Below are 3,857 nucleotides of genomic sequence, written 5' to 3' on the forward strand. Positions count from 1 at the left end.
GAAGAGACGAACAGGGTCAACAGGTGGACGCCCATTATCTTTACAATAAAGATGAGCGACTTCATCACGAATGAATTCAAAGTCGATAGCATTATCGATTTTGCGCACTAAATGGTCTTTAGGAACTAACTGTTCCATCGTCACCATTTCCAGTTCGTATTGTTGCGGGGTGGGTTCTTGAAGCATATCGGAGTATCCATATTTCGATACCCCTATTAGATCAAAGGTCTAGCTCGAAAGCTAGACCTTTGTCAGCAGTCTGACCTGCCAACTGGCAGGTTTTTTTATGTCTGTCGTCAATCGCTACGAAAGGTGCAATGAGAGGACGGGGGCAAACTTGTTTTAAGCGACGCTTTGAATACGCTTTTTCTGCTGACGTTTCATCTGCTTTAGCGTCTCGATCGCTTTATCGAGATCCACTTCTAAGCCAAAGCGTTGTTTGAGGTTCATCAAGAAGAAGATGTCTTCACACATAGCTTTCTCTGGCTCGTCGCTGATTTTTGCCACCGGGGAGCCATTACATTCTGCCATCTTGACCACCATTGATATCGGTTGGTAACGGGTGCCTTTGTCATTGGTCCAATTGCCCATATCATTGGCGAGGAAAGTGCCAATGCCAAAACTTATCTGTGCGCGTCCGGCGAAATACTCGCAAATATCAAGCGCACGCGCAAAATCCAGTCCATCGGTAAAAATCAAGGATTTAGTGGTTGGGTCGATGCCTAGACTTTCGTAGTGGGCGATGATTTTATCTCCCCAAACAAATGGATTGCCGGAATCGTGTCTGACGCCTGCATAGGCAGTGGCTTTGTCTCGGTCAAAATCGCTAAGAAACGCATCAATACCGATGGTGTCGGTTAAAGCGATGCCAAGGCTGCCATCAAACGCTTCAAGCCATTTGTCTAATGCAACACGTTGAGAGTGTTGAACAGCAACAAGCGCTTGATGCGCCATGGTCCATTCATGTGCTACCGTACCAATTGGCGTTAAATGGAACTCTTGAGCAAGGTGATAATTACTGGTGCCTAAGAGGTGCTCTGGCACTCGCGCACGTAATACGTCAAGCATCGTTTTTTGCGCAGCAAAGCTAAATCGGCGTCGTGTCCCCATCTCAGAGAAGCGGAAATGAGTAATATTACGGCGTTTAAGTTCCGAATCTAAAAAGTCCAGTTTGTCCTCTAATACCTTGCGCAGTTGAGACTGGGGTATTTGTGCCCAATAACGACGATTGCGCAGCTCTGAGATAATACTCATCACTAAGGTTTCATAGAGAATGGTTTCGTGCCAAATACCGTTTATGGTGACTCTGAGCTGGCAATCGCCCTGTGCGGTACGGAAAATACCAACAGAGACTTGTTGCTGAGGGTGGAAGCGGAAGGTTTCTAAATAGGAGAGAAACTCTGCCCTTAAATAGGGCGCTTTCTCTGCCAAGTAAGCCAGTTGGGCAGCATCAAAGCGAAGTTCTGCGAGGCGGTCGATTTCCGCACGAACCTCTTCCACTAAATCAGACAAGTTGTCATCCGAGCGAACGATCAGTTCGTAGCGCACTTGCGTTTGAGGATAAAATCGATACGCGGCTTGCATCATATTGATTTTATAGACATCTAAATCAAGAACACTTTGAATAATGGCTGGTTGAAAAAGTGGCGCGCACATGTATCTGTTTTCACCCTATTTAGGTTAAGAACATTTTGTTCATTAATGTGCTGAACTCTAAATGAGAGAGTGTAGTTTGTCAATTTTTGTTACTAACGTCTCATGGCTCGGTGAGGCTAGTATCGGCCAATTTGATTCTCTTCTTGGGTGAGTAAAGTACAATGGGAATCGAATGACTAGGTATAAATCAAAGTTAGGAACAAAAGTGTACTTTCCTATTGACCCTATAGGAGCGTCTCAGTATTGTAGTGCCAGTTTGATATTTAAGAGTTAGCGTATGATTGTTACGATTGACATGATTTGCCTGAAGCTAGGTGAGAAAGGGTTGGAAGTTCTGCTGATTAAGCGCACCAATCCTGAGCGACCACAGCATGGCATGTGGTCTATTCCGGGAGGATTTGTGTTTGAACACGATTTATCCCAAGAGGGAGGACAACCCGCCGACGCTGATTTTGACTCTGCGCGACGTCGTATCTGTCGACAAAAAATCCATACCTATCCTCACTACATCAGTGAGCCGATGGTGGATGGTAACCCAAAGCGCGATCCCCATGGTTGGAGCGTGACCATCGCTCACTATGCATTACTTAATCAAACCAATATCGAACAAATTCAAAACTGTGGTTTGTGCGATCAGCAATTGGCTTGGTTCGCGCTTGAGTCGGTACTGCAAGGTAAAGTGGCGCTGGCCTTTGACCATGCTGATTTAATTCGCCTCGCATGGACCAAATTACGTGCCGCGATCGAATACACTTCGGTGGTTTTGTTTGCACTCGAAAAAGAGTTTCTCGTTTCTGACATCATTCATGCCTACGCCAAGTTTGGTGTGGATGTGAACCGCATGACGATCAAGCGACGCTTGATCGACACTGGTGTGATCGTTAGCGCGAATAAAATTGCCTCGACCAATAAGGGGAAAGGAGGCAAGCCCGCTCAAGTTTATAGCTTAGCGCATAAGCACGTAACCTATTTTCAAACTTGCTTGCGTTAAAGGGAGTTAAACATGGTAGATATCTTTAAAAATCGCACCGCGTCGTTAGATGTGGATCCGCAACAAGGGTTTAGTGAGTTATGCCCGAATGAGCTTCCTGTCTCCGGTGCGTTAGAAATTGTTGAAGCGTTAAAGCAGAATCACACAAAAACAAAGTTAAAGTTAGTGTCGCGCGATATGCATCCTCCGGGAGCTGCGTGGGAAGCTGAAACGCCTGCAAACATGTTAGAGCCGGTTGGTCTTCCGGAAGTGGATATTAAATGGAATCAGCATTGTATTGTCGGTACGCAGGGTGTCGAATTGTTGCCGGGTTTACCGGCTATTCGAGAGTACGATTTCCAAATGAATAAAGGTATCGATCCCGATGCCCACCCATACGGGGCATTTTATCATGACCAAGCCGATACGCTATCGACAGGGGGAATTGAGTTCCTGCGTACCCACGGAATAGATACTGTGCTTGTCGGTGGGTTGGCACTGGACTTTTGCGTGAAGAAGTCCATTGAACAGCTTGTTGCCGCAGGTTTTAAGGTGATTCTAAATTTGGCGTCAACTCGCGCAGTGTTTCCAGAAAACAACGCACAGGTGCTCAGTCACTTAACGGCGCTTGGCGTTATCTGTATCGATGATGTGAATCAAGTGCAACTGCACGAATGAAATACTGCTATTTTTGAAACAAATAGCTAGGGTGTTATCCTATTTATGTGCATGTTATTGCGGTTGCAACTTACTGATAAAAAGGAAGGTTTTGTCAGGGTGGTGAAAAAACATGCGATAGCTAACGAAAATATCAAATAGATAAAAATTTCGTAATTTGACTTAAGTTTAGTTGTTTAGTCTTTATAAGTGTTTTCTTTATTACATTTTTTGTTGAATTGCTTCAAAAATTGACACTCTAGCGCTGTTTTTTTGATTTCAATGCGCGATTTAGATCAAATAAAAAGTTGGCGTAAATCAGAAGCTTGGCATACACTTTCCGTTGTAAGCCCGATATGTTGTTGATTGGTAGGGCAAATTGCTTTGGCGCTACCCACTGTGTAGCAAGGTATAACTTAGCTTTGAGGAAAGTTTTATGGCGCTCACAAAAGCCGATTTGGCAGAGAACCTGTTTGAAACACTAGGATTTAGTAAACGGGACGCCAAGGACACGGTTGAAGTGTTTTTTGAAGAAATTCGCAAGGCACTAGAAAATGGCGAGCAGGTAAAGCTA

General features: G+C 44.7%; 4 protein-coding genes and 1 pseudogene. 3 read left to right on the plus strand and 2 right to left on the minus strand.

Annotation, left to right across the window (positions count from 1 at the left end):
- Together CIK04_RS13400 and pncB are read right to left on the minus strand one after the other, a co-directional pair.
- A pseudogene (locus CIK04_RS13400) lies at window positions 1–186 on the minus strand (IS5/IS1182 family transposase); the annotation flags it as partial.
- Between the two features lie 156 nt (window positions 187–342).
- Window positions 343–1,656, minus strand: coding sequence for a nicotinate phosphoribosyltransferase (gene pncB, locus CIK04_RS13405; protein ID WP_097353604.1), 1,314 nt, complete (start codon window positions 1,654–1,656; stop codon window positions 343–345).
- 277 nt (window positions 1,657–1,933) lie between these two features.
- On the opposite strand from pncB, the gene CIK04_RS13410 reads away from it, so the two are divergent.
- From CIK04_RS13410 to CIK04_RS13420, 3 genes are all read left to right on the plus strand, one after another.
- Entirely contained in the window at window positions 1,934–2,647 is a 714-nt protein-coding gene (locus CIK04_RS13410; RefSeq protein ID WP_026050558.1) for an NUDIX hydrolase, read from the plus strand.
- A 12-nt stretch (window positions 2,648–2,659) separates the two neighbouring features.
- Entirely contained in the window at window positions 2,660–3,304 is a 645-nt protein-coding gene (locus CIK04_RS13415; RefSeq protein ID WP_097353605.1) for an isochorismatase family protein, read from the plus strand.
- A 415-nt stretch (window positions 3,305–3,719) separates the two neighbouring features.
- Window positions 3,720–3,857: HU family DNA-binding protein (locus CIK04_RS13420; protein WP_176463336.1), on the plus strand; the 138-nt coding region annotated here is incomplete at its 3' end.

The organism is Vibrio sp. 03_296, assembly GCF_002265885.1.

What these genes read in the sequence shown, in the direction of transcription:
- pncB (WP_097353604.1), bottom strand. Translation starts at nt 1,656, where the DNA reads ATGTGCGCGCCACTTTTTCAACCAGCCATTATTCAAAGTGTTCTTGAT.
- CIK04_RS13415 (WP_097353605.1), top strand. Translation starts at nt 2,660, where the DNA reads ATGGTAGATATCTTTAAAAATCGCACCGCGTCGTTAGATGTGGATCCG.
- CIK04_RS13410 (WP_026050558.1), top strand. Translation starts at nt 1,934, where the DNA reads ATGATTGTTACGATTGACATGATTTGCCTGAAGCTAGGTGAGAAAGGG.